We start from the raw sequence: 551 nt of genomic DNA, 5'->3' as shown, positions 1-551 counted from the left end.
AGCGGACAATCAATAACGGTGAATTAAGGTTTATATCACCGGCGCTAACACTATCAGATCCTGCTGCGTAAACCGTCCGCAGCCCGGGCCGTAATACCGGAACAGTTTGTAGTGCAGCCCTGTCTCACAATCCAGGTATTGCCCCTGCATCCGCAGGTTCTGGGAATATCCTGATACCTGCGTTTCACTTTCCCGCAGCAGCTTGCCCCAGGCGCTGTTCATCCCTTCCCAGCGCACCTGCCCTTCAATATCCGTCATCCGCTCCGGCGTGCCGTTCGGCTGATAGTGGAACCAGAAGATCTCCGGGGCATCCACGCCATCAATGCGCGCCAGCGGGTCGTAGCTGTCCTGATCGCTTTAGACACAGGTCAGCGACACGTCCCCGTGCACCTCCTGCAGCAGGCGGACCCCTTCCCAGACAAACCGGGTAGTGACCGGCTTGATGGTTGGCTGTCCACCCATCATCTGGCGTCGCGTTTTGCTGATGCGGCGACCGAGCGGATCGTAGCGGAAGCTGACCTGCGTCTGCGGTTTGTTGCGGTCCCGCGGCT

General features: G+C 59.2%; 1 pseudogene. It reads right to left on the bottom strand.

Annotated elements, in window-relative coordinates:
• Positions 1-42: 42 nt before the first annotated feature.
• Positions 43-551, bottom strand: a pseudogene (locus AAIR21_RS27810) (RHS repeat domain-containing protein); the annotation flags it as partial.

Source organism: Enterobacter sp. PTB, from assembly GCF_051130085.1.
Lineage (GTDB): Bacteria > Pseudomonadota > Gammaproteobacteria > Enterobacterales > Enterobacteriaceae > Enterobacter > Enterobacter ludwigii.
Note: the sequence above shows the minus strand (reverse complement) of the source record. Positions and strands in the feature narration are given on the sequence as shown.